The following is a 25,240-nucleotide window of genomic DNA, read 5'->3' as shown; positions in this document are numbered from 1 at the left end:
AAATGGATAGGTGAAGCGTGTAAATTATTGTTGTTTTTAATCAAAATTTAATGTTAAATTCGTAATAATTCTCTCGGATTATACCGATATAAAAATCAAACCAAATGGCTACAAATCTTAGAAAAGACATCTAATCTCCATATGGTGGAAGTATTTATATTTTGGTGTAATGCCAAAGGGGGAAAATTGTGATTAAGCGGAGTGGCAATCTTTTATTAGCAATAAGTTTAGTATTCTCTATCGTCAGTTCTCTGTTTATGCCTGCAGTAATTTATGCAGCACCCAGCAATAGCAATATCATAGATCAAAGCTCCACATCAGCTGGGAATTTGAGCAGTGTTGCATTTGGTAACAATGTTTTTGTAGCGGTGGGCCAAGGAGGGATATCTACATCATCAAATGGCGTAGATTGGTCTATCTCAAAAAAGGCGGGGAACCCCAAACTAACTTCTATTGTGTTCGCTAATGGGCTGTTCTTAGCTATTGATGGTAGCGAAAAGGCAGTATACAATTCACTTGATGGTGAAAATTGGACAAAAAAAACGTTAGCTATCACACCGGAAAGGTTGAAAGCGGTCAATGGAAAGTTTTTTGTATGGCAGTCAGTATATAAACCTGGCACCAATCCACCTTCTTATGATGTAACTCTACTACAATCCTCGGATGGCATTAACTGGACAGACACAGGAATCACTTCTACCAATGCAATATTCGGAATGCAAAGCTTAACGGATATTGCTTATGGCAACAACAAATATGTGGTCTCTGCTAACAATGCTGTCTATTATACCTCAACGAATCTGATCAATTGGACAACGGTTACCTTAACCGATCTTGTGATCAACCACTATAATTCTAGTTGGCCTTATGTTACGAATGTAATCTATTTAAATAATCGTTTCTTTAGTTATATCGTGACTCCTTATGCTAAAAAAGTATTCACCTCTACAGACGGTGCTAATTGGACCGTTGATGCCTCATGGGATAACAAGCAATTTTATGGGGGAGGTTCTTTAAATGGGAGCTATTTGTTGTTTGGGCAGGGTGTAATTTATAAATCTTCTGCGGCTCCGCTGGACAGCACCCAGTGGACATCTTCGGATACCCATACAACAATGATGGTGAACAATATGGTTTACGGAAATGGCAAATATGTTGCTTCAGGGGGCAACGGCTTACTGGTTTCTTCTGACCTATCGGCGTGGAGTAATGTCAGCGGTAATCTGAAGAGTATTGCTAAGGATGGTAATGGCAATTATGTTGCCGTCTCATCCGGGGAATATGGCTCTATTTACAAATCTAATAGCTCCGCAGTATGGAACGATGTCACACCCTCCAAGCTGCCGGGAATGAATGCGGTCACTTATGGAGCAGGGAAGTTTATTGCGGTTACAGATAAAGAAAACTACAATCTTAACGCCAAAGTGGTGACCTCGACCAACGGTGACACTTGGACTACGACAGATACCGGAGTGCAGGACAATCTGACAGGTATTGCTTTTGGCACAAATCAGTACGTTGCTGTTTCCGATTATGGCGGAATTTATTCTTCAGTTAACGGAACCTCATGGACAGAGAGATTTAAAAATGGGGATTTTGCATTTAATACAGTAGCTTACTTGAATAATCAATTTGTAGCTCTTGGGATGAAATACAATAGTATTACTTATGAGCAAGAGAGCGTTGTTATCGCAAAATCATCAGATGGAATACAGTGGAATGTGCCCTTAGAGATTGGGTTCCCCAATACTTCTTTAAAGGGAATTGCCTATGATGGTAGAGCTTATATTCTGGTTGGAGAAGATACACTTAGCCAGCAGGCAGTAATTCTAACCACAGAAGATTTGGTAACTTTTACGAAGGTTACAATATCAGCTAGCGCACTAAATAATATCAGCTTTGGTAATGGGAGTTTTCTGGCTGTTGGATTGAAGGGGGAGTTATTCTCTTCGGCAGACGGATCCACGTGGACTCAGGAAACATCAGAGCTTACTTCTAATCTTAATGGCATTATTTACGATGGTACTAATTTTAAGGTCGTGGGGGATTATTTCACTAAAATGACCCTGAACCTAGGACCTACTCTTGCATATATCATCACCGCCTCAGCGGCGACGTTGACACCTGTCGTAGGTGTAGATAATGGGATTACGCTGACCGTGAAAAATTCGCTGGGCGATACGGATACAACGTTCACCGGATCAAAAGAAGTGACGGTAACGGGTTATGGTGTTGCGCTGGACGGAACGTACGGAAGCTTAGGAAGCACCGCTTTAGCGGCTTCACCGAGCAAGATCAACGTTAATTTCGTTGAGGGTGTAGCACAGGTGAACCTGAAGCTGAACAAAGCTGGCGCGCAAGCGGTTGTGTTCAGCCAAACAGGCGTAGCATCGCCAGCAGCAACAGCGCTGAACATTACACCTGTCGCAGGTAGCACAGCGACAATGAAGCTGACCACGGGCGTAAGTGCTCCGCAGGCCAACGGCGGCAGCTTCGCGCAGCAGCCAGTGATAACGCTGCTGGACCAGTTTGGGAATGTAAATATTGGCGACAACAGTACAGTTGTTACTGTGTCGAAGAAGGATACAGGAAGCTGGACGTTGACGGGGAATACGACATTGACGGCAGTAGCAGGTGTCATTTCCTTTACGGATCTGGGAGCCACGAATGCAGCTGGAATCACAGGAGCCCAACTGGCATTTGATGCGACAGGACTTACACAGATCACTAGCGCTACCGTGAATCTTCCACAACCACAGGGAGCGCAAAGCATCACTGCCTCAGCGGCGACGTTGACACCAGTTGTAGGTGTAGATAATGGCATTACGCTGACCGTGAAGAACTCGCTGGGCGACACGGACACTCTGTTTACCGGAACAAAAGAAGTGACGGTAACGGGTTATGATGTTGCGCCGGACGGAACGTACGGCAGCTTAGGAAGTACCGCTTTGGCAGCTTCACCAAACAAGATCAACGTTGATTTCGTTGAGGGCGTAGCTCAGGTGGATCTGAAGCTGAACAAAGCTGGCGCGCAAGCGGTTATGTTCAGCCAAGCAGGTGTAGCCTCGCCAGCGGCAACGGCGCTGAACATTGCACCTGTCGCAGGTAGCACAGCGACAATGAAGCTGACCACAGGCGTAAGTGCTCCGCAAGCCAATGGCGGTAGCTTCGCGCAGCAGCCAGTAATTACTTTGCTGGATCAGTTTGGAAATGTAAACATTGGCGACAACAGTACGATTGTTACTGTTTCGAAGAAGGACGCAGGGAGCTGGACATTGACGGGAAATACGACATTGACGGCAGTAGCAGGTGTCATTTCCTTTACGGATCTGGGAGCTACGAATGCAGCTGGAATCACCGGAGCCCAACTGGCATTTGATGCGACAGGACTTACACAGATCACCAGTGTAGCGTTGAATCTTCCAGAGCCACAAGGAGCCCAAAGCATTACCGCCTCAGCGGCGACTTTGACACCTGTCGTAGGTGTGAATAATGGCATTACGCTGACCGTGAAGAATTCGCTGGGCAATACAGATACAACGTTCACCGGAACAAAAGAAGTGACGGTATCAGGTTATGATGTTGCGCCTGACGGAACGTACGGCAGCTTAGGAAGTACCGCTTTGGCAGCTTCACCGAGCAAGATCAACGTTGATTTCGTTGAGGGTGTAGCTCAGGTGGATCTGAAGCTGAACAAAGCTGGCGCGCAAGCGGTTATGTTCAGCCAAGCAGGTGTAGCCTCGCCAGCGGCAACAGCGCTGAACATTACACCTGTCGCAGGTAGCACAGCGACAATGAAGCTGACCACGGGCGTAAGTGCTCCGCAGGCCAACGGCGGCAGCTTCGCGCAGCAGCCAGTGATAACGCTGCTGGACCAGTTTGGGAATGTAAACATTGGCGACAGCAGTACGGTTGTTACTGTGTCGAAGAAGGATGCAGGAAGCTGGACGTTGACGGGGAATGTGACGTTGACGGCAGTAGCGGGTGTCATTACCTTTACGGATCTGGGAGCTACGAATGCAGCTGGAATCACCGGAGCCCAACTGGCATTTGATGCGACAGGTCTTGCAGAGATCACTAGCGCTACCGTGAATCTTCCACAACCACAGGGAGCGCAAAGCATTACCGCCTCAGCGGCGACTTTGACACCTGTCGTAGGTGTGGATAATGGCATTACGCTGACCGTGAAGAATTCGCTGGGCGACACGGACACTCTGTTTACCGGAACAAAAGAAGTGACGGTATCAGGTTATGATGTTGCGCCGGACGGAACGTACGGAAGCTTAGGAAGTACCGCTTTGGCGGCTTCACCGAGCAAGATCAACGTTGATTTCGTTGAGGGTGTAGCTCAGGTGGATCTGAAGCTGAACAAAGCTGGCGCGCAAGCGGTTATGTTCAGCCAAGCAGGTGTAACCTCGCCAGCGGCAATGGCGCTGAACATTGCACCTGTCGCAGGTAGCACAGCGACAATGAAGCTGACCACGGGCGTAAGTGCCCCGCAGGCCAATGGCGGCAGCTTCGCGCAGCAGCCAGTAATTACTTTGCTGGATCAGTTTGGGAATGTAAACATTGGCGACAACAGTTCGGTTGTTACTGTGTCGAAGAAGGACGCAGGAAGCTGGACGTTGACGGGGAATACGACGTTGACGGCAGTAGCAGGTGTCATTTCCTTTACGGATCTGGGAGCTACGAATGCAGCTGGAATCACCGGAGCCCAACTGGCATTTGATGCGACAGGTCTTGCAGAGATCACTAGTGCAGTTATTGACCTTACCTGGCCTGAACTTGCTGCGCCAAGTATTGAGTCTGTAACGGCAGGAAACGGACATATTCGAATTACTTGGAGTCCCGTATATGGTACCGATAGTTACGCTGTATATCAGTCTACAGCTTCAGGTGTTTATGGAGCTGAGGTAGCTACTATAAGTGGCTCTGAGAACAGTTACGATGCTGTAGGATTAATTAATGGAACTGCTTATTATTTTATTGTTAAAGCTGTTAATCCTGATGGTATCAGTGCGGCTTCCAATGAAGTAACTAGAACGCCTCAGGTTCCAGCGCCGGGCGCGCCAATACTTCATTCACCTGTGGCAAGTAATGGCATCATCGGCTTAACATGGGATCCGGTGAAGGGTGCGATTGGATACACTATATATCAAGGTATCACTTCCGGAATCTATGAGACACAAGTGGCTACAGTAAGCGAGTCCGTCTACAACTATGATGTGACAGGGTTAACTAATGGCCAATCTTATTATTTCGTAGTTAAGGCATCTAATCCGGGCGGGGAGAGTGCAGCTTCTAACGAAGTCAGCACGAAACCAAGAACATCACCATCTGCACCTACGGGCTTAATAGCAGTAGCGGGAGATGGCGAGGCGACTGTGACATTTGCAGTTCCTGATTCGAACGGGGGAACTCCAATTACGAATTATGAGGTTACTGCTTCTCCGGGTAATATCGTAATAGTTGGGGCAACAAGTCCAATAACGGTAACAGGTCTAGCGAATGGAACAACTTATTCGTTTACAGCTAAAGCGATTAATAGCGCTGGTAGTAGTGTAGCTTCTGAAGTTTCGAACTCCGTGACACCAAAGTCATCAACGGAGGTTGAGGTTACACCTACACCTACACCGCCAACACCAACACCAACACCAACACCAACACCAACAGAATCACCGACATCAACACCGACTGCACCACCTGCAACAACTGCACCAACTGCAACAGCAGGATCCACTGCTACAGCTACACCATCTAGCAGCATGGTTGAGGTATTGGTGAACGGTAAGGTTGAAAATGCCGGAACAGCAACGATATCTGAGCATAACGGGCAGACGGTTACCACGATTGTTGTAGATCAGGCAAAAATAGAGCAACGCATCGAAAAGGAAGACCAGAATGCAATTATAACTATCCCTGTGACTGCGACTTCAGATGTGATTATTGGCGAGCTTAATGGTCAAATCATCAAAGATATGGAGCAGAAGCAGGCGCTGTTAATCATTCGTACTCCAAAGGGTACTTATACAATATCAGCAGCTCAGATTGATATCAGTGCAATTTCAAAACAGTTTGGCACAGACATTGCTCTACAAGATGTGAAGGTGCAAATTTCAATTTCTGTTCCGACTGCGGATGTACTGAAAAGAATAGAAATGCTGGCAGCCAATGAAAAGCTAACGCTGGTAGCTCAGCCATTAGATTTCACGGTGAAAGTTACTTACGCTGGGAAAACTGTTGAACTCACTAAGTTTAATACCTATGTGGAAAGAACTATTCCTCTTGCGGATGGTGTAGACCTTAAGAAGATTACGACTGGGCTAGTGCTTGAAGCAGGGGGGACGATCCGCCATGTACCCACACAGATTGTTGCCATTGATGGCAAAAACTTTGCGAAAATACACAGTTTAACGAACAGTACGTATTTTGTAGTTCAAGATCCACAGAACTTCAAGGATGTCGTCACCCACTGGGCTAAGGACATTGTCAATGAGATGGCTTCCCGTAAGGTTATTAATGGAGTCGGTGACGATTTGTTTAACCCTAGTCAGGAGATTACACGTGCAGAATTTGCGGCGATTATCGTACGTGGATTGGGATTGAAATTGGAGAGCGGAACAACATCCTTTACGGATGTGAAGGTCTCAGATTGGTATAATGATGCGGTGCAGACAGCTTACTCCTATAAGCTAATCAACGGTTTTGAGGATGGAGCGTTCCATCCTACAGACAAGATTACTCGGGAACAGGCGATGAGTATTATTGCTAAAGCTATGGTGATTACCGATTTGAAGACAAAACTTCCTGCCAAAGAAGCAAGCGAGCTGCTGAGCATTTACACGGATGCGAATGAAGCATCAGGCTGGGCGAAGAGTGGCATTGCAGACAGCCTGCAAGCAGGAATCATCACGGGCAGAAGCGGAAATGTACTTGCCCCACAAGCCTTCATTACGAGAGCAGAAGTTGCGGCTATCATCCAAAGATTGCTGCAACAATCAGATTTGATTTAATACACGGTTCTGATTCGAGAGGATCCTCCATGCAGGAAGAGCTGCGGAGGGTCCTCTTTATTTTATTAGGTCAGAGACAATCATTTGTTGCTTTTTTATTGACAAGAAGAAAAATCCAGTTAATAATAACATATGAACACATGCTCATATGTTATTATTAACTGGAGCTTTTGAATGTAACTGCGCAGGGCTACGAATACTATCTAGCTGAAGGTAATAGGAGGTTAAGCATGATGAACAAGAAGAAAAGACACAATCATCAGGTCGAGAATGCACACAGGCAACAGGCCAATCACGATCACAGTAACCACGACCACTCTCATGAAGGACACAGTCACTCTCATGAAGGACACAATCACTCGCATGGCGCTCACGGGCATCATCATTTTGATCCAAGTGGAAATAAAAAAGGGCTTATGATTGCGTTAATCATTACGGTTGGAATTATGTTTTTGGAGTTTTTTGGAGGGTTAATTACCAACAGCTTAGCCCTGTTATCGGACAGTGGGCATATGCTAAACGATGCAAGCTCTCTAGCATTAAGCCTAGTAGCGGTCTGGTTCGCAACCAAACCTGCTTCTCCGAACAAAACGTACGGATTTCATCGATTTGAAATTTTGGCGGCACTTTTAAACGGAGTTACTTTATTTGTAGTTGCTGGATTTATCATTGTAGAAGCTTATGGGCGATTTTTTGATCCGCCAACGGTTGCCAGTGGTTCTATGATGCTGATCGCAAGTATTGGTCTTTTAGCCAATGTGGCTAGTGCATGGTCGCTTATGAGAAAAGGGGATGTGAAAAATAATATTAATCTCCGTAGTGCTTATCTCCATGTGCTTGGTGATGCTTTAGGTTCGGTAGGGGCGATTATTGCCGGTTTAATTATGATGATTTTTGGCTGGTATGTTGCAGATCCTATCATAAGCGTTCTGGTTGCTCTATTGATTCTTAGAGGGGCATGGGGAATTATCAAACATACCGTTCATGTCCTTATGGAAGGCACACCGATTACAATTAATCCAGCTGAAGTAAAGGAAATCCTCGAAAGCATTGAGGGGGTTAGAAATGTTCATGACCTGCATATCTGGACCATAACTTCGGGCTTAGATTCACTCAGCTGTCATATCTTAATTGAAGAGGAAGCAGATGACCAACGCATTTTGCAGCAAGCGATTCGGTTAATTGCCGATCATTTCAAAATTCAACATACAACCATTCAGGTTGAAAATTCCGCTATAGTTCATGAAGAATTGAAAATCTAATCAATGATTTATTTTTTGAATAGAATAGGGGGGCTATAGTATAATAAAAATACGAGGTAAGGGGTGATCGGTGCATGGATAATCTGACTCACGAGCATGAATCATGCAGTACGGATGAGCGGAAAAGTCATCACTCAGATAAAACTAAAAAGAATTTGATTAGCCGGCTCAATAGAATTGAAGGTCAAGTTAGAGGGCTAAAAGGGTTAATTGAAAAAGACACCTATTGTGATGATGTGCTGCATCAAATCTCCTCGGTCCAATCTGCATTGAACGGCGTGGGCAAGCTTTTGCTGGAGCATCATATGAAAAGTTGTGTAGTGGAACGTATCCAGGATGGTGAGAACGAGGTACTGGATGAGCTATTAGTTACCATCAATAAATTAATTAGATAATTGATCAATCGGAAGGATTCCTTGGAATCCTTTTTTATTTGCTCAAATTGGGTATATATAGAGTAGGGGACTATCCTAATTTATGATTTCGAGAGGAGTATGTGTTATGGCACATCAAAACTACAAAGTGTGTATTGAAGAGTGTTTGAAATGTATGGTAGCTTGTAATCACTGTTACTCAGCTTGTTTGGATGAGGATCATGTGGGGATGATGAAGGAGTGCATTCGCCTGGATCGTGAATGTGCAGATATATGCGAGTTCGCAGCTCATGCGATGTCGATGAACAGTAAATATGCAAAAGAAATTTGTCTGGCTTGTGCAGAAGCTTGTGAAGCCTGCGGCAACGAATGCCAAAAGCATGATCATGAACATTGCCAGCAATGTGCAGAAGCTTGTTTTGCTTGTGCAAAAGTTTGCCGTGAAATGGCGGCATAAATTAAAGCTTGAAACTGAAAGGGCTGCCGCGGCAGTCCTTTATTCGTGAATAGGAAGCCAAATCTAAGGACAACTAGTGAGGTTTTGTAAAATTATTAAGCAATATAGGTAAATATAGTGTTAAAATTTATTGAAATAATACCTTTATAATCAAGAGATATAGATGCCATAGGGGATGGCTGAGAAAAAACAGAATGAGGGGATGTTAACAACGTTATGATCAATCTTAGTCCAGAACGACTCCAGCAAGTTAGCTACATAGGGATTACTGAAGCTGATTTAGAATTATTAAAAAGCAAGGAGAAAGAATTCAAATTAATCGTTAGCTCATTGGTTGAGGAACTGTATAAACAGATGACGATGGAGCCAGAATTGCTCCACATCATTGAGCAGCACAGTACACTGGATCGATTAAAAGAAACACAGCAGTGGTATTTTTTATCCATGGCCTCTGGTGTGATCGATGAAGCATTTATTGAAAGACGTTTGCTTATCGGGAAAATCCATTCTCGTATTGGATTAACAACGAATTGGTATTTGGGGACGTACATATTATATCTGGATCTGGCTACTGCTTATTTTGAACGGATATTACCAAACGAGTGGAAGCCTGTTATTCATGCCTTAACCAAGATGTTTAATCTCGATTCACAGCTCGTTCTTGAAGCCTATGAAGTGGATGAAAAAGCAAAAATTGAAAACTTGCTGGAGAAGCAAAATCACCTGCTTACAGGAGTGAGTTCAGCCGTTCAGGAGCTGGTATCTTTGATGGTTCAATTAAAGGATAGCAGTGAATCGATAGAAAGTTTAGCTAGTAAAAATGCTGATTATCAAGAGAAAACGCATCAAACGGTATTATATTTAGACAAAGAGGTGGAGTCTATTCATCAAGTGGGTACGATGATTAGAGAAGTGGCTGATCATACGCATCTTTTAGGCTTAAATGCGGCTATCGAAGCGGCCAGAGCTGGGGAGTTTGGAAGAGGGTTTGAAGTTGTGGCTAATGAAGTTCGTAAGCTAGCCCGCCGCTCAAAGGATTCATTGGTAACCATTGACCAGAAACTAGACAATATCAATGCCACCCTTTCCAAGGTGAAAAAAGAATCGGAACATAACTCAATGTATTCCAAGGATCAAGTCAAAAGCTCTCAAGAGCTGGCTTCCTTCGTGAACTTAATTGAAAAAGTGACTGCTGAGTTAGAGAGCTTGAAATGAAGCTGCCACGGATTGAAACACTCCTTCAGAAAATTCTGAGGAGTGTTTTTTGTTTGAAATATAAGAAGTTATTAGCGGTCTAGCTTAGACATCAGTTTTGGAGACACCGTTTAAGCTGGGCACATAATCAGCAGCCTTATCGATGTTCACCATCTGAGCGGCTTCATTGAAATTGTTGTTATTCTCCGCATTGTTTTTCTTGCTCGGTTGATGTTTTCCTGGAGCTTCTTTGGGATTGGCGTTATTTTTGGGCATGACAGTCACCTCCATATTCTTCACCTAGTATGAGAAGGTAGTTTGAATTTTATGCCAGCAGTTGACAAATGTATCATTAAAAGATATAGTTCATTTAATGATATATCTTTTAATGATACATATGAGGAGGTGATTAAGTGTCAAGAACGGACTCATTGGAAATGGGAGAGCTCACAGACACTGCATTTTATATTCTCTTATCTTTAGTCGAAGCCAAACACGGATATCTAATTATGAAATCGATCGAAACGATGACGAACAATCAATTTTCAATTGGGCCTGCTTCCATGTATACAACTATTAAGAAGCTGTTAGCGGCTGAATTTATTGAGCTGTATAAAGAAGAAGAGGATGACAAACGAAAAACGTATATTGCAACAGAAAAAGGGATTGGATTGCTAAGAAAAGAAGTAGAGCGCCGAAAAGAAATGATTAGACATGCAGAACAAATTCTCAAATAAAAGGTGGGGAATAGGCATGAAGAATACAAAATATGTGACCAGCGGGGGCTTAGCTTTTACTGAAAAAGGTGATATGCAGAAATTGAGTAAGTATGCCAAAAGGGGCTGGCTCCTGGAAAGCTTTGCACCATTTGGTTATAAGTTAAGAAAGGGAGATCCCCAGACTTTTGAGTACAGTGTAGATTATCACACGAATGTGGATGAGGAGTATTATTTGATTTTTGAAGATGCCGGATGGACCTATGTCTGTTCTGCCGGAAATGGGTTTCATATCTTTCGGGCAGCTGCAGGTACGGCGCCTATCTACTCAGACACTGGGACCCTCATTGACAAATATGAACGTGAAAAGAAAACGATGAGCAAAGCAGCCTTGCCATTGCTTATAGCTTTGATTGTTTTTATCTTCCTAGCGATCTTGGGCGTTAATGGATGGTTACCTGAGATGGTGAGGAATATCAGCCTAGTGTTAGTAGTGGTCACACTTTGTATGTTGGTCTTTCCGGGTCTTCCATACATTGCGTATCGACTTAAATTAAATAAATTACGAGAATAGCAAATGAATTTTTATCTAAAGGATGTTTGCACAGCCATGAATGAAGTTGGTTGTGGGATCATCCTTTTTTAGTTGAGGAGTGAGAACAAATCTAAGTCTCAGATATATAGTACTAATGATCTATTAATGGGATTTATTATATATTAATTCCATATTCTGTATTACAATGATGACGAATACGAATTAGCTTGCTGTTTTCTTTCAAATTTATTACCACAATTGAAGAGGAGGCAATGAATGATGAAGAAGAATGCAAAGCTTAGGTTGAGTTGGAGAAGCCTTATTGTCGTATGTTTGATAATTAGTATTCTTCCTGCCGGTTCCGCGTTTGCAGCAGTGAACAAACCTTTTCCGCAACACACCACCTATACGAGTGGATCTATCAAGCCGAACAATGTAACCCAGACCAGTATGGATAATTCAGTGAAGACCAAATGGGATGCGTGGAAAACGGCCTATCTCAAACCAGCTGGCACTGGCAAATATTACGTTAAGTATAATTCAGATGGAGAAACGGTATCTGAAGCACATGGTTACGGGATGTTGTTCACAGTTTTGATGGCTGGTTATGACAGTAATGCTCAGACATATTTTGACGGCTTATATAATTATTACAAGGCTCATCCAAGTACAATTAACCCTTATTTGATGTCCTGGAAGCAAAATAGCAGCTTTCAAAACATTGAAGGCGAGGATTCGGCTACAGATGGAGATATGGATATAGCTTTCTCATTGCTGCTTGCGGACAAGCAGTGGGGAAGTAGTGGTACGATCAATTATTTACAAGCTGCAAAAGATATCATCAATGCGATTATGGACAATGAGATTAACCAGACACAGTGGACGATCCGTCTAGGTGACTGGGCGAATAGTGGCTCGTATAATACAGCAACTAGACCTTCGGATTTCATGCTAAATCATTTAAAAGCATTCCAACAGGCTACAGGAGATACCCGCTGGACGAATGTTATCGATAAAACGTACACGATTATAAATAGCCTTTATACGGGTTATAGCTCTAGCACTGGACTCTTGCCTGATTTCGTAGTTTACTCTGGGGGTGTGTATAAACCTGCTGCGGCGAATTTCCTTGAAGATGCCAATGACGGGAATTACAATTACAATTCTTGTCGTACCCCATGGCGGATCGCAACAGATTATTTGATTACTGGAGACAGCAGGGCGCTTACGCAGCTTAATAAGATGAATAGCTGGATTAAGACTAAAGTAAGCAGTACACCTGGTAGTATAAAAGATGGGTACAAGCTAAACGGAACCGTATTTGGAAGTTACAACAGCGGTGCCTTCTATGCTCCATTTGGGGTCAGTGCGATGACCTCATCAACTTACCAAAGCTGGTTGAATTCTCTCTGGAGCCACACAGCAAGCAGTGCTGCAGAAGATTACTATGAAGACAGCATCAGGCTGTTTTCGATGATCGTTATGTCTGGCAACTGGTGGACCTATTAAGAGAATATTTAGGTAGAAAAAGGCTGCCCCCAAAACGTTCATGCCCAAAACCATAAAAGCCAAACAGAACAGCGATTCTCCTAATATTGGAGAATCGCTGTTCTGCATTTTTGGTCAACTGCAGCTTGCTTCAGTAGATTATGGGCAAGTGAAAGCCACCCGATCTCTAACGTCACTTTTTTGTGCCGCAAAGCAGAAATCACTGGAATCCCCGAGATCCCCGCAATCTTCGTTTGTTCTTCGGTTATCCAAATACACTTTGCGGTTTCATCATTCGGCGTACGGCGGAGCATCCTTTATTTGATAACCAATTGAATCATGGGGCGTACCTAATGATGCTCCAAATGATGCAATAAGTGAAGCACTTATACAGCAATTAGGGAATTTCTCCCTGAAATTCAGAGATTTCTGTTCATCAGACATATAATTAGGGAAAACTTCCCTAAATTTTGGCCGATTCAGTAACTAATAAAGAAATCTCCCTGATTATTAGGGAGGAATTCCCTGATTTTGTCCTTTTAGAGCGAATATCGGCTATTTTCAGGGAGTATTTCCCTGCTATGAACGAATTAGTCAATTCCCCTGTTTTCCCCTTTAAACTAGAGGGTTTTCAATCCCTTGGGCACAGAGACAAAATGCGAGTCGTCGGCTGGCAATCTGCTATCCGTGGGTTGGTTACCACATATTATGCCTACGTCGAAGGAGCTTCCGTAAACTAATTTCGCACGTTAGATCAGGGATCCTGTGCACAGGGAATTCACGGATTCTCCTCGAACCTTTCTCTTTGTCTCCATGCCCCAAGGATTCAAATCTTTTGGGTATGTTTTTATTTTTTTTCGTTTCACCTACGCCATTTTTCGTTCTGCCTCTACCGCAATCGACCAGATAAATCCAATTAACTCACGACCCACTGCTGCCATGGTTAAATTTCGGTGTTTCCCGCGTCTGACTAATTTTAAATACTTGCTGTGTAACCGTTCTTGGGCTTTCCACGACGTTTCATGGACATGAATACTCTGGCCCTCAAGACGCACTGCTAAATCTCCCTTGACGGCAGGGCGGTGACGGTAACTCCATGCGGACTCCACCAGTGCGCGCCGCACTCCGGAATTTCCGACTTTTGTAAGACTCCCTCTTTTGGTACTTGCTCCCGAGGAATATTCCCGTGGCACGAGTCCCAGGTAACTCATGAGCTGAGCCGGTGAACGAAAACGTTCGAAATTTCCAATCTCGACAACTAAAGTCATAGCTGTCAGCAGGGCGATTCCCCTCAGGCCTTGCAACGCTTGAATGACAGGTGCGTAAGGGCAGATCTGTGCTTCTTCTCGCATTGCGGCTTCAAGTCGCTTGATTCGCTCCTCCACTTCCCGGAGCTGTTGCAGGGATTCGGTAAATACCCGTTCTTGAGCTACATTATTAAACTTCAGCATAGAGAGCCATTCCCGGTACCTTTTGGTCCAGCGTTTTTTCATACCCTCTGGCTTGTGAATTTGGTGGCGCAATAGAAAATGAATGAGCCGTTGCCGAGCCCGATGTAGGTCTTGCCTAGCATCTTCTCGTGCACGAATGAGATCTCGTAAAGCTTCGAGTTCTGGCGTTGGCACATAGATCGCAGTCAATTCTCCAGCCCGGTGTAACTGAGCCAGTTTTTCTGCATCCCGTCGGTCGGTTTTTATGGCATCTCCGGGACGCTGTGGCATACGCGAAGGTGCAATTACCACACAGGAAATTCCCATCTTCGTCAACCAGCGGTATAAGTCGTACCCCGTAGGCCCGGCTTCATAGCAGACCTCCAGTGTAATCCCTGAACCTTTGAGTTTCCGAATCATTCGAGCCACTGCATCTGGGGTATGGGGGATGGCTCCATAATATCGTGCGGGTTCCCGACCCTCATCTGCAATCGCCACCGCAATTTTTTCTTTAGACACATCCAAACCGACGTATTTTATGGTATTCTTCATAGTAACAGCTCCTTTCGCATGTAGCTCTGTAATGGTTGTCCTTTTAACTTCCATTTTAACCTACGGTGTGCGAAACAGGGGCTGCCTTTCGTTCATCATAACTAATCAGTTTACACTTACGCTGCACATCGCACATCGCACACCATTTCCCTATTTTTGGGACAACCTTTCTGAAGACTTTGCGGCATACAGATAAGCAGTACCGCAAAAGAATTGTGGTTTTAGCGAACGTTGTTTTCGGTGAAACGTCCTGCCAGTTTATATACAATTGGATTAAATAGGAAAATGTAGTTCCTTATATCTAAAAAAGGCAGGTGATAATATTGCTCTCAGACAAGAAACAATCTCTACTATTTATTATTATCGTATGGGCAATGGCGTTAGGGATGTTGCTGCTTCCGGAATCGGCACAGGGTCTGTATGGTTTTACTCCTTTTTTCGCAGTATGTATCATGATGTTTCTGATTGTGAGAGATGGATACAGTGCTGAGGGATGGAGAAGGTTGGGCTTCAAATTTAGGGGAGGCAAAGAATACATATTGGCTTTAGTTATTCCCTTAGGTTCACTGGGAGCGGGATATGCTGTCTATTGGATGGGATGGAACTCAAGCTTAATTTCTCCAGATTCATGGATCAAGTCTGCTATATATTTGCTCGTTTACATTGTTCTTGGTTCATTATCTGCTTTGGGGGAAGAGATCGGTTGGAGGGGTTGGCTGCTCCCGCGTTTTCAATGGATGGGAAGAGTAAGTTCTAGTGTGACAATGGGCTTAATCTGGGCTATATGGCATTATCCGGCGATTCTTGGGCCGCGTGCTTATCATTCCTCTGGAAGCCGCTGGCTCGTGGTGGTGCTCTTTACCTTATCTGTTATGTTTGCGGGCATCATTATAAATGAACTGCGTCTGACCTCCGGTAGTATTTGGCCGGCAGTGCTTTTACACGGAACTAATAATGCTGTAGATAGTGTTTTGCACAATATTACTGTCAGTTCTTCACCTATGTTGGAGTATGTGGCCGGGGAGAGTGGTTGGGTTCCAGTGATTTTATATGGCTGCGCAGCGATATGGATTCTGAATCGAAACCACAGAGTGAACCAGCAAAAAGCCAGGATAGAGCTATAATTCAATGCGGATATTTAGAGGAGAAGGAATATCATGCATAAAAGTATATAATTTCCTGTGTGATTCATATAAAATGGTAGGGGAATACCAACTAAGAATAGAGATATGTATAATTTTGTTCGTTCGGGGGATTTGAAATGACAGTAAAACTCCGCCAGTTATTCATATCAGGGTTACTTTGCATTTTTGTTTTTCTTATTATTCATTTTGTGTGGGTCATTCACTCTAACATCTTGCTTGGCGTTGGTCTGGAGCAGAATGAAGAAGGGCGATATTATATTGCTGAGGCAGACGTTTCAAGCGAAGGGTATAAACAGAATCTAAGGGAAGGGGATATCTTATTACGGGTTAATGGGAAACCGATTGATAAAGTGGATGAAGCTGTGAGATATGGAAGCTTAACTCAGGTTCAATCCGTTGACCTTCTTCGTAACTCCAAAGGGGGGACTTCACTTGCTTTGCATTATGATATTGAGAATAAATCCTCCATCTATCATACGTTTACCCAGCTTGTAGTCCCTGGAGCGACATTTGTTTTTCTGGCAGTGTTAAGCCTTCTATTATACCGCAGGAGAAGTGGGGATCGCTCAGTAGAGCTGCTGATTTTATTCTTTTTATTAGTCGGAATAACTTACTTTGCGGGATATGCCTCAAGTAGATCTGATCTTATTGGTAGAATCGCGATGGGTTGCGTGTTGCCTTTAATTCCACTGGTTTTTATTCACTTTCTCCAAGTATATCTGAAACGATTTGATGTATTAGTTCTATCTACTACTGTAATCAAAATATACTATGGCCTGGTCATTTTACTAAGCCTATTTTCCACCTCCAGTCTAATGGTTTACTCCTGGGATAGATCTTTGTATTCCTTTGTAAGGTTAATTATTATTGGGTTCTTTGTTTTTGGGATTTTTTACAGCATATTTAAGCTGCTATATTTATACCTTGCTTATCGAAGCACAGCGCTTAAATCGATGTTTAAAATTATGCTTACCGGACAAATCCTTGCGTTTACACCGTTTGTTCTCGTCTCAGCTGCACCCATTGCTGTTGGGGTCAACCTGATTCCTTACGAAATTACTACGATCTTTTTGTTTTTGATGCCAGTTACTTATTTTTATCTGCTGACAGCTAGGCAACTATTTGATATTGATTTCGCTTTTAATCGGTTTAAATATTATTTATTAATTGCTTTTTTTCCGGCGCTAATGATTGTAGCCGTACTTGCGATCATTCAGAGCAGGCAAGAGTATGATTGGATCAAATGGATTCAGATGTTTTTGGTTGTATATTTATCTATTACAATCTTTTTATTCTTTAAGGAGAAAATAGATTATTATTTCCGGCCTAAACTGTTCCGTGAGCTTTATCATTATCAAGGTAGTCTGGAGCGATTCTCGAAGCAAATCTCCAAGGTTATGATGCGGTCTGATTTGGAGGCTGCAATTTACAAGGAAATCAATGAGATTTTACCGGTTAGTCGGTCTGCTTTTTTTGAGAGAGATGAGGATATGAGTAACCTCGAACAAATAGTCGACAATTCGGGCCAAGAGATCAACATAGAATTTGTATCGAAATCTCCAGTTTTTAAGGTAGGAGAAGTAGTTCAACTCAAACAGGGGATCTTACTCGTAATCGGACGTCACCAAAAAAAATTTCATCTCCTCTGGATTGATCATAAGAAGAACCATACAAAGCTTAATTCGGATGAGCTTAACTGGTTAAATACCCTCGCAAATTATGCGAGTATTGTCTATGAGAATTTATATCTTATTGAAGGCTTGATTGAAGACCTTGAAGCAGAGATGAAAAAAGAGCTACATGCAGCACCATGGGTTCTACGCCTGATCTTTAACTTATCAGAGAAAGAACGCAGAAAGCTGGCGGCGGATTTACATGATTCTGCTCTTCAGGATCAGCTCATTTGGCTTCGCAGGCTGGAAACACTGATCTCCGATCATGATATTGAGGCGGATATTTTGCCAGAGCTGCTTCAGATTAAAGAGGGACTTCTGGATGTGATATATCAGATTAGGGAGACCTGCAATGAACTACGTCCACCGCTGCTAAGAGAGACCGGAATTGTGAAGGCACTGGAACTATTGTTTGAGTATGCCCAGCTGCAGTCCAACTACATTATCACCTTTACATCCAGTCCGATTGGTGAGCTAAGTGAAGACCTGGTGATTGCGTTGTATCGAATAGTACAGGAGCTCCTGCGGAATGCCGGGAAACATGCCAAGGCGAATCAGATTGAAATTGAGTTGGACCAGCAAGAGCACCTCTATTTTCGATATAAGGATGATGGGATTGGCATGAATATAGTTGATATCAGGGAATCTTTTCAGCATATGGGCCTGTCTGGAATCAAAGAACGTGTTGCTAGCTTAGAGGGGGAGTGCACTTTTACCTCGGAGAAAGGGAAGGGACTGGAGGTTATTATTTATTTACCGACAATGGCTTTTGTAGAAGAAAAGCACAGAGGAGGCGATGACGATGATACGTATCTTGTTGGTTGATGATCATCCTTCAGTCGGAGAAGGAACCAAAACTATGATTGAGCAGGACGCGGATATGGAGGTTACTTTTGTTTTGTCAGCGTTGGAAGCTTTGGATAGGCTTGAGCAACAAGAATTTGATGTGATCTTATGCGACCTCAACATGCCTACGATCAGCGGACTTGAATTCGCCAAAAGAGCCGTTCAACGTGATCCTGAATCTAAAGTGGTGATTTATACCGGATATGAGATCAGTGCTCATTATAATCTTTTGATGGAGTCAGGGGTCACAGGATTTATCTCTAAAACAGCTTCCCGAGAACAGTTGTTAAATACCATTCGTTGTGCACTAAGGAATGAGGCGGTCATTCCGGTGTCTTTACTTAAACAGCTACGAAGAAATGATATCAAGATTTCTAATCACCGGGATAATCGGCTGCTTGAAGAAGTGTCCATTAATCAAAGAGAACAGGAAATACTCCAAGAAGTAGCTAGTGGAAAAAGCAATAAAGACATAGCCAGCAAGCTTTTAATGTCACAAAGGACTGTAGAGTATAACCTGACGAGAATCTTTGAGAAGCTTAGTGTACATTCCAGATCCGAAGCTATAGTGGAAGGGAAGCGACTAGGTCTTGTTAGGATGGAGACTTTCTAAGTTGAAGCCCATACAACCCAATACATAGTTTTGTTAGTTTTATTCATGTGTTAAGCACCTCACTTTTGCATCTTGATCGTCATTACCTGTAATTCATAATTCTGAACCATTCAGGTATTTAGAGTATTATTCTGAAGAAATCAAGGAGGAACATCCATATGATTGACATGAACCAAATATTTTTGATTACAGATATCCCAGGTTACTCCCCGCAAATCAGCCGACTTTTATCCATGATGAACTATGCAAGATATACAACATTAGAAGCCGTTAAGGGTCTAACTGCGGAACAACTGGATTATTTATTGGATGCTCAGAGTAACTCTATTGGAGCGTTATTATTGCACTACGCTGCTGTAGAATTTGCATATCAAGTGGCAACGTTTGAGCAAAGAGATTTGTCTGAAGAAGAGCTAACGAGATGGGGACCAGCATTAAATTTAGGCGACGAAGGACGAGCGAATATTAAGGGGAATGACCTAAGCTATTATTTAGATCGCCTAAATGAAGTTAGACAAAAGACTTATGAATTATTCGCAACCGTCGATGATAATTGGTTATATACTGAAGAGGAATTCTGGCATAACAAACCTGCGAACTACTATTTTATGTGGTTTCACGTTTTTGAGGATGAAATCAATCATAGAGGCCAGATTAGGCTGATCCGAAAAAGAGCACTAGCTTAAGAAAGGAAGCGCGCGAATGGAGTACATAGAGAAAAATATAAAGCCTTTATTTAAGAAATATCCGCTGCTCTCGAAATTTGTATTAACAGTGGTGATTATAGACATCGTTTATTACGCCGGCAAACAAGTTGGAGGATTAGCTTATTACCTCATGCACTAATTTCTTTTGAAAATAAGCCGAATAGAAAAGGCGAGTTCCACTCATTTTGAGTGTGAATTCGCCTTTTTATATTGCTTAACCTAAATATCTGCTGTAGCTCTGACTCTTCCATGTGGCTATCCAGTTCATTATCAGTTCACACAAATTTGTTAGGATATGAAACATCAAAAGAGATATAGAGCATGACCAGGAGAGGAAGAGAAACAAATGAAAATATTAGAAGTTAAACATGTAAAGAAATCATATACTTTGTACGGTAAAGAAAAGGTGCCAGTACTCCATGATGTGAATCTAAGCTTTGAGACAGGTGAATTCGTCTCTATTCTAGGTGAGTCTGGCTGCGGAAAGTCCACACTGATGAACATCATTGGGGGAATGGACTCCGATTATGAGGGCGAGGTCCTTGTCCGCGGAAAGAATTTAAGCACGATGACCGAAAAGGAAATGGATGATTATCGCAAGAACAATATTGGCTTCGTTTTTCAAAATTTCAATCTGATCCCGCATCTGTCAGTTTTGGAGAATGTTACAGTGGCGATGCAGATGACGGATACCAGTGAGAAGGACCGCAATAAACGTGCTATAGATATTTTGACTGAGGTAGGCTTGAAAGAGCACCTGAAAAAACGTCCCAATCAGCTGTCCGGTGGACAGAAGCAAAGAGTGTCCATTGCCCGCGCGCTAGCGAATAATCCTGATATTATTTTGGCAGATGAACCTACAGGGGCCTTGGACAAGGATACCGGCGATCAAATTTTAGCCTTATTGGACAGCATAGCCAAAAGAGGGATATTGGTCATTACCGTGACCCACTCACAGAAAGTAGCCGACTCTGGTACCCGTATCGTAAAGGTGGAAGAAGGACGGATTAAAGATGATATTCAGTTAAAGGACCGCTCCTTGATTAGTTACGATGGAGGAGAGGGGTCATCCCGGAATCTCAGTTTATTTGCATCTTTTAAAATGGCTCTGCAGAATATGAAGCTCAACGCCAAACGTAATGTATTGGTAGCTTTGGGTGGGTCTATTGGTATTTTAAGCGTACTGTTGATGCTTTCCTTAGGGAATGGAATTACGAACTATATGAATGACGAAATTAATTCAAGTATGGATCCTTTACTCGTGGATATAACTAAACCCAGTGAAGAAGCTAAAGGCATGCAAGGTCCAGAGGCAATGATGTTGCCGGGCGAAACGTTTACGGCTGCCGATATTGAAACCATTCGAAATATTCCAAATGTTGATTATGTAGAAACCATCACTTCCATTTCGGGCAAATCTACTATGGTTTATGCAGATCAGACGGTTAGTCTTACACAATTAACTACCTTAACGGATGCTTTTGCTAAAGAGACGATTACCGCAGGGGCTTTTCCAGAGGACAAAGAGATATTATTACCCGTGAAAACGGCAAGTAAATTAAGCGGAAACGACAGTCCAGAGTCTTTGGTAGGGAAGTCGATTCATCTATATATTAATGAAATGGATGCTAAGCATAAACCGGTCACATTGGAACAAGAAGTCACTATCTCTGGTATTTATGAAAGCACTGATCCAAGAGCGCAAATGCAACCCACGGGTTATCTTCCAGCGCAGACTTTGGAGCAAATGTATGCTGACAAGGGGATTACAATAGGTCCAATTCAAGTTAATGCTTTTGCAACCGATATGAAATATGTGAATGATATTAATGCAGCCGCTGTTGATGCTGGGTTCTCAGGTTCTCAATCGGCAAAAATCATGGAGCGAATCACAACTTATGTGAATATGGCTACTATAGTTCTCTCTGGTATTGCCGGGATTTCACTTCTCGTATCAGGGATCATGATATTGGTTGTGCTATATATCAGTGTAGTGGAACGGACTAAGGAAATCGGGATTCTTCGGGCAATTGGCGCAAGGAAAAAAGATATTAAGCGTATATTCTTTTCTGAATCAGCTTTATTAGGTGTATTCAGCGGTATCTTTGCGGTACTCTTTGCTATTGTCATTAGTTATGTGTTAAATATTTTCTTGGACAATGCTTTTGGAGTGAAACTTATTAATCTATCCGGTTATTATGTGTTATTTGGGATCGTTGTGAGTACCCTGATTAGTATTATCGCCGGTTTGATGCCATCCTCTAAGGCTGCCAAACTGGATCCAATGGAATCTCTACGATATGAATAAATAGGTTAGCGGAGAGGATAATTGAGAGATGAACACGATTCTAGTGGCGGATGATGATTCTCATATCCGTAGATTAATACGATTATATCTTGAAAAAACCAATTTTCCGTAGTGGAAGCAGCAGACGGTCAAGAGGCATTAGACATTCTAGCGCATACAAAGATCGATTTGGCGATTGTAGATGTAATGATGCCGAATGTAGATGGTATTGAATTGACCGAAGATATCCGATCTTATATCGATATTCCAATTCTGATGGTTACAGCTAGAGGAGAATCTAAGGACAAAGTCAGAGGATTTAATGCCGGATCAGATGATTATTTAGTCAAACCGTTTGATCCCATAGAATTGGTCCTGCGGGTAAAATCACTATTAAAAAGATATCATTTAACCTCCTCGAGTGTGATTCAATTAGGCGCAGTGATGATTGATCTGGGGAATTTGACAGTTGTTGCGGCTCAGAGAACGGTGGAGTTGAAGAAAAAGGAATGTGAGTTGTTATTTGCTCTGGCGGGTTCGCCAGGGCAAATATTCACGCGTTCTCAGCTCATAGAAAATATTTGGGGTGTCGATTATGAAGGCGACGAGCGTACGGTAGATGTGCATATCAAACGTCTGAGAGAAAGATTGGAATCGATTCCTGAGCTAATTATTTCTACGGTAAGAGGACTTGGATACCGTCTGGAGTTGGCCTAAATGTTGAAAAAAAGCCTGCGTCTGCGTATTGTCATTACGTTCATTGGGATTGTGATCGTCAGCTTAATGATCTCTTTTTTGCTAAATGTACGGTTTTCCGAAAATAATGTGACCCCAAACCATATCTTCATTAGAGTAGCTGGAGACGTAGCCAAAGTGCTTACCCTAATCGATGATCCGGAAAAAACACAGGCATTTACTAAACTACTCAATAAATATGGTGTCGATATTGCGAAAGTGAGAGTGAATGAGTGGAGTGATGCTGTTTTTTCAGTGGATAAGGAGAAGGTTGCCGCTCTATTTAAGCCAGACTCCACAGACGCAGTGATGCTTAATGATAAGTCTGGTGTTGCTATTGTTGGCATTCCCATCGTAGATAAGGAGAAAGCTGCGCTCATCATTAAAATTGATTTTTCGTCGAGCTTGATCACATTCAGACGTAACGTATTTTTTACACTTCTAACGGTTTTAGTCATCGGAAGTTTACTGATTCTCTTGATGTCCGGTTTCATTGTGAAGCCTATCAAACGTCTGACGGAAGCTGCTAAGAAAATGGCATCAGGCGATTTATCTGTACGATTGACGCATAAAAATCAAGATGAGTTCGGGGAACTGATGGAAAGCTTTAATCATATGGCTAGTGAGCTGCAAAAGATAGATTCAGTTCGTGATGATTTTGTCAGCAATGTCTCTCATGAAATGCAGTCTCCGCTTACGTCGATTAGAGGGTTTACTAGAGCGCTGCAAGATGGTGTCGTTCCAGTAGAAGAGCAAAAAGAGCATCTGGATATTATTTATCAGGAAACGCTGCGCTTATCCCGCCTAAGTGACAATCTGCTTAGATTAGCCTCGCTCGATTCAGAACATCATCCGGTTAATCTCACCACTTTCCAGTTGGATGAACAGTTAAGAAGAGCGATCGTTCTGGCGGAACCCCAATGGGCACAGAAAAACATTCAGATAGAATTAGATTTATCGCCCTGCGAAATTACGGTGGATAAAGATTTATTTGATCAAGTCTGGCAAAACCTAATCAATAATGCTATAAAATATACAAGCCAAGAGGGTATCATTCATGTCGAAATCGAGCGTTCTATAGCGTTTGTGAAGGTTTCTATTAAAGATTCTGGTCAAGGCATACCAGAGGAAGCATTGCCCCGCATTTTTGATCGTTTTTATATGGTGGATAAAGCGCGGAGCAGCGTTCATAAAGGGAATGGACTTGGATTATCCATTGTTTTAAAAATTCTAAAAATGCATGATTGTAAAATAGAAGTGGAGAGCAGGGTTGGGGTAGGAACCCAGTTTATCGTCTCGATCCCTATCTCTCAACCCTATGAATAGTTAATGAGCTGAAGCTTAAGGCTAACGCTGCCCCTTTCATTTGTAAACCAAGCACTAGAAGACTCTCAAAAAGTTCCCAGAACTCGGTTCGCGCAAGCCATAGTTGCAGTAGGAACTGAACATTTGATCGGCATGATTGAATTAAACATTAGAAGCCATACGGACAGAAGCGGCGAAATCGGCTATATTGTCCATCCTGATGCCTGGGGACAGGGAGTCGCTACAGCAGCGGCCAAACGGATGTTAAAGTTCGGTTTTGAAGAACTGCAACTACATCGAATATACGCGACCTGTGACCCTAGGAATAGTGGATCATCCAAGGTGCTCACCAAGATAGGTATGACCTATGAAGGAAGATTAAGGGATGCTTTACTTATTAAAGATGGGTGGCGGGATTCTTTGATGTTCAGTATGTTGGAGCATGAGTGGACGGTAGCCCGCTAAAAATTAACTCTTGCTTCCCACTGGTAAGTTCACTAGAATATAAGTATTAGCTTATATACTTTCGAAAGGAGGAGAGAAGGAATGCAGACACTAACGGAAATTGCTGAAGACTTGAAGCTATTCGGAGATAAGACCCGATTGGCAATGCTTTCTCTTCTGAAAGAGCGGGAATGGTGCGTGTGTGAATTCGTTGATATCTTTGACATTTCCCAGCCGGCGATTAGCCAGCATTTACGGAAATTGAAAAGTAGAGGAATCGTTAGGGAAAGCAAGCGGGGACAGTGGGTACATTATTCGTTAAATGTCGAGGATAAACCACATCTTAAGGCTGTTCTTCAACAGATGCCTAGTACCAAATCGATATTGGCTGAACTGAATAAAGAGGCTAAAGAGCCATGCTGCGACTAAATTTCAGGTAAGGATTTTTTTGATTTATATATAAC

19 protein-coding genes and 1 pseudogene are annotated in these 25,240 nt (G+C 42.8%); 17 read left to right on the top strand and 3 right to left on the bottom strand.

Going from position 1 to position 25,240, the window contains the following annotated elements; genetic code table 11:
* Positions 1 to 188 precede the first annotated feature (188 nt).
* The 5 genes from NSQ66_RS26840 to NSQ66_RS26820 all read left to right on the top strand — a co-directional run bounded on the left by NSQ66_RS26840 (position 189) and on the right by NSQ66_RS26820 (position 10,321).
* Positions 189 to 7,013 (top strand): S-layer homology domain-containing protein, encoded by a 6,825-nt coding sequence (locus NSQ66_RS26840; RefSeq protein ID WP_339192465.1) that lies wholly within the window; start codon positions 189 to 191, stop codon positions 7,011 to 7,013.
* 230 nt (positions 7,014 to 7,243) lie between these two features.
* Positions 7,244 to 8,275, top strand: a complete 1,032-nt coding sequence (locus NSQ66_RS26835) for a cation diffusion facilitator family transporter (protein ID WP_256721479.1) — start codon at positions 7,244 to 7,246, stop codon at positions 8,273 to 8,275.
* Between the two features lie 74 nt (positions 8,276 to 8,349).
* On the top strand, positions 8,350 to 8,670 hold the full coding sequence (locus tag NSQ66_RS26830; RefSeq protein WP_036681383.1) for a metal-sensitive transcriptional regulator: 321 nt from the start codon (positions 8,350 to 8,352) through the stop codon (positions 8,668 to 8,670).
* 106 nt (positions 8,671 to 8,776) lie between these two features.
* Positions 8,777 to 9,106, top strand: a complete 330-nt coding sequence (locus tag NSQ66_RS26825) for a four-helix bundle copper-binding protein (protein WP_076142221.1) — start codon at positions 8,777 to 8,779, stop codon at positions 9,104 to 9,106.
* A 216-nt stretch (positions 9,107 to 9,322) separates the two neighbouring features.
* On the top strand, positions 9,323 to 10,321 hold the full coding sequence (locus NSQ66_RS26820; RefSeq protein WP_038574887.1) for a globin-coupled sensor protein: 999 nt from the start codon (positions 9,323 to 9,325) through the stop codon (positions 10,319 to 10,321).
* Positions 10,322 to 10,405: 84 nt separating this feature from the next.
* Here NSQ66_RS26820 and NSQ66_RS26815 read toward each other — a convergent pair whose 3' ends face one another.
* Positions 10,406 to 10,576 carry a hypothetical protein gene (locus tag NSQ66_RS26815; protein ID WP_162636851.1) on the bottom strand — a complete coding sequence of 57 codons (171 nt, stop codon included), beginning with the start codon at positions 10,574 to 10,576 and terminating at the stop codon, positions 10,406 to 10,408.
* 137 nt (positions 10,577 to 10,713) lie between these two features.
* On the opposite strand from NSQ66_RS26815, the gene NSQ66_RS26810 reads away from it, so the two are divergent.
* The 3 genes from NSQ66_RS26810 to NSQ66_RS26800 all read left to right on the top strand — a co-directional run bounded on the left by NSQ66_RS26810 (position 10,714) and on the right by NSQ66_RS26800 (position 13,060).
* Positions 10,714 to 11,037: a PadR family transcriptional regulator gene (locus tag NSQ66_RS26810; protein WP_036681391.1), complete on the top strand. Its 324-nt coding sequence runs from the start codon at positions 10,714 to 10,716 to the stop codon at positions 11,035 to 11,037.
* Positions 11,038 to 11,053: 16 nt separating this feature from the next.
* The gene (locus NSQ66_RS26805) at positions 11,054 to 11,590 is read left to right on the top strand and encodes a DUF2812 domain-containing protein (RefSeq protein ID WP_036681393.1); all 537 of its coding nucleotides are present in this window, start codon (positions 11,054 to 11,056) and stop codon (positions 11,588 to 11,590) included.
* A gap of 237 nt (positions 11,591 to 11,827) precedes the next feature.
* Positions 11,828 to 13,060, top strand: coding sequence for a glycosyl hydrolase family 8 (locus NSQ66_RS26800; RefSeq protein WP_256721480.1), 1,233 nt, complete (start codon positions 11,828 to 11,830; stop codon positions 13,058 to 13,060).
* Between the two features lie 80 nt (positions 13,061 to 13,140).
* Here the strand turns inward: NSQ66_RS26800 and NSQ66_RS26795 are convergent, their stop codons facing one another.
* Both NSQ66_RS26795 and NSQ66_RS26790 read right to left on the bottom strand, forming a co-directional pair.
* Complete coding sequence (locus tag NSQ66_RS26795; RefSeq protein ID WP_249267771.1) at positions 13,141 to 13,353, bottom strand: hypothetical protein; 213 nt, start codon at positions 13,351 to 13,353, stop codon at positions 13,141 to 13,143.
* Positions 13,354 to 13,905: 552 nt separating this feature from the next.
* Positions 13,906 to 15,021, bottom strand: coding sequence for an IS110 family transposase (locus NSQ66_RS26790; protein ID WP_036683961.1), 1,116 nt, complete (start codon positions 15,019 to 15,021; stop codon positions 13,906 to 13,908).
* Positions 15,022 to 15,335: 314 nt separating this feature from the next.
* Here NSQ66_RS26790 and NSQ66_RS26785 point away from each other — a divergent pair, with 314 nt between their 5' ends.
* The 9 genes and pseudogenes from NSQ66_RS26785 to NSQ66_RS26745 all read left to right on the top strand — a co-directional run bounded on the left by NSQ66_RS26785 (position 15,336) and on the right by NSQ66_RS26745 (position 25,205).
* Positions 15,336 to 16,145, top strand: a complete 810-nt coding sequence (locus NSQ66_RS26785; RefSeq protein ID WP_141118599.1) for a CPBP family intramembrane glutamic endopeptidase — start codon at positions 15,336 to 15,338, stop codon at positions 16,143 to 16,145.
* Positions 16,146 to 16,282: 137 nt separating this feature from the next.
* Positions 16,283 to 18,664 carry an ATP-binding protein gene (locus NSQ66_RS26780; RefSeq protein ID WP_076142219.1) on the top strand — a complete coding sequence of 794 codons (2,382 nt, stop codon included), beginning with the start codon at positions 16,283 to 16,285 and terminating at the stop codon, positions 18,662 to 18,664.
* Positions 18,642 to 19,298 (top strand): response regulator transcription factor, encoded by a 657-nt coding sequence (locus NSQ66_RS26775; protein ID WP_036680324.1) that lies wholly within the window; start codon positions 18,642 to 18,644, stop codon positions 19,296 to 19,298. Before NSQ66_RS26780 ends, NSQ66_RS26775 begins: the two co-directional genes overlap by 23 nt.
* Before the next feature lie 167 nt (positions 19,299 to 19,465).
* Complete coding sequence (locus NSQ66_RS26770; RefSeq protein ID WP_036680360.1) at positions 19,466 to 19,984, top strand: DinB family protein; 519 nt, start codon at positions 19,466 to 19,468, stop codon at positions 19,982 to 19,984.
* Positions 19,985 to 20,351: 367 nt separating this feature from the next.
* The gene (locus tag NSQ66_RS26765; RefSeq protein WP_036680322.1) at positions 20,352 to 22,313 is read left to right on the top strand and encodes an ABC transporter ATP-binding protein/permease; all 1,962 of its coding nucleotides are present in this window, start codon (positions 20,352 to 20,354) and stop codon (positions 22,311 to 22,313) included.
* A 28-nt stretch (positions 22,314 to 22,341) separates the two neighbouring features.
* Positions 22,342 to 23,009, top strand: a pseudogene (locus tag NSQ66_RS26760) (response regulator transcription factor).
* Positions 23,010 to 24,353, top strand: a complete 1,344-nt coding sequence (locus NSQ66_RS26755; RefSeq protein ID WP_051491119.1) for a HAMP domain-containing sensor histidine kinase — start codon at positions 23,010 to 23,012, stop codon at positions 24,351 to 24,353. It begins immediately after the preceding pseudogene.
* A 27-nt stretch (positions 24,354 to 24,380) separates the two neighbouring features.
* On the top strand, positions 24,381 to 24,797 hold the full coding sequence (locus tag NSQ66_RS26750) for a GNAT family protein (RefSeq protein ID WP_081383647.1): 417 nt from the start codon (positions 24,381 to 24,383) through the stop codon (positions 24,795 to 24,797).
* An 81-nt stretch (positions 24,798 to 24,878) separates the two neighbouring features.
* On the top strand, positions 24,879 to 25,205 hold the full coding sequence (locus NSQ66_RS26745) for a metalloregulator ArsR/SmtB family transcription factor (RefSeq protein ID WP_036680319.1): 327 nt from the start codon (positions 24,879 to 24,881) through the stop codon (positions 25,203 to 25,205).
* The last annotated feature ends 35 nt before the right edge of the window (positions 25,206 to 25,240 follow it).

Source organism: Paenibacillus sp. FSL H3-0329 (genome assembly GCF_037963285.1).
In the GTDB taxonomy this organism is placed as follows: domain Bacteria; phylum Bacillota; class Bacilli; order Paenibacillales; family Paenibacillaceae; genus Paenibacillus_AQ; species Paenibacillus_AQ odorifer.
Note: the sequence above shows the minus strand (reverse complement) of the source record. Positions and strands in the feature narration are given on the sequence as shown.